At 69.1% G+C, this 1,319-nt stretch carries 2 protein-coding genes; both read left to right on the top strand.

Annotated elements, in window-relative coordinates; genetic code table 11:
- Positions 1–875 (top strand): VWA domain-containing protein (locus ABD844_RS52155; protein ID WP_344897532.1); only part of this gene is annotated, 875 nt, incomplete at its 5' end.
- Positions 876–898: 23 nt separating this feature from the next.
- A partial coding sequence (locus tag ABD844_RS52160; protein WP_344897535.1) for a hypothetical protein occupies positions 899–1,319 on the top strand: 421 nt, incomplete at its 3' end.

Below are 1,319 nucleotides of genomic sequence, written 5' to 3' on the forward strand. Positions count from 1 at the left end.
TCGAACCCGAGCGGCTGCAGCGGATGAGCTTCGCCGAGCGCGCTGACCTGGCCCGCCGTCTGTCCGGGAACCGGCTGGCCGCGTACGCGCAGCTGATCGGCCGGTTCCGGGCGATGGCCGCCGGCGAGCGGGCCCGCCGCGTCGAGCACACCACCGGTGAGCTGGTCGGCGTCACGGTCGGCGATGACCTGGCGCGGCTCGTGCCGTCGGAGCTGGCCGCGCTCGCCGTGCCCGCGCTGCGCGCCGACTTCGCCGTTCGCCTCGCCGAGGGCAGGCTGATGGTGTACGAGTCGCGGGACGAGGAGGAGACCGGGCAGGGCGCCATCATCGCGCTGGTCGACTGCTCCGGCTCCATGACGCGCAGAATCGACGGCTCCATGGCCCTCGAAACCGGCGACGTCACCCGGGAGGCGTGGGCGAAAGCTTTGTCGCTTGCGCTGCTGGATCAGGCCCGCGCCAGCGGCCGTGACTTCGTCGGCATCCTGTTCTCCAGCAAGGACCAGCAGCAGGCGTTCCATTTCCCGAAGGGCCGCGCAGACCTGGTCGACGTGCTGGAGTTCGCCGAGCACTTCTTCAGCGGTCTTACCGACTTCCAGGAGCCGCTCGGCCAGGCGGCCGACATCCTCGCTGACCAGTACAACGCCGACGGCAGCCGCCGCGGCGACATCGTGCTCATCACTGACGGCTCCGCCCGCGTGGCAGACGAGTGGATGGAGCAGTGGCGTCAGCGTCGGGACCTGCTCGGCTTCCGCGTGTTCGGCGTGTCCATCGCCCAGCGCCCCACCAAGGTCCTGGAGGAGCTGTGCGACAACCTGCGCCAGGTCAGTGACCTGCTCGACCTGGACGTCACCCGCGACATGTTCCGCACCATCTAGCCCCGACGAACAGGGAGACCGCTGTGAACCTTCTCGACTCCACCACCCTCACCTACGTGGGGCTGGTCCTGACCACCAGAGACCTGCAACCGCTGAAGCAGTGGCTTACCGCCACGTGCCCCGAGTGCCACCAGGAGCCGCCCGTCGATGACCCCAGCCACGTCATGCTGCGCGGCTACGTTGCTGTGACCTGCGGGGGGAAGCTTCTGATCAACCCCAACATGCTCGGCATGCGCCTGCCGGACTGGCACGACTGGAAGCGAGTCCGCCCGGACGTGGCCGTCGGCCGCTGGCGGTCCACGGGAGACCCCGACAGTCCCGCCTTACGCGCGAAGGCCGTCATCACCGTGGAACTGCTCACGCATGGCGGACCGCCTTTTAGCGACCTCCGGCCGGAACTGGTGCGGCAGCTGCACGGCCAGGAATTCGAGGTGCAATCCGACC

The sequence above is a fragment of the Nonomuraea antimicrobica genome (assembly GCF_039536965.1).
Taxonomy (GTDB): domain Bacteria; phylum Actinomycetota; class Actinomycetes; order Streptosporangiales; family Streptosporangiaceae; genus Nonomuraea; species Nonomuraea antimicrobica.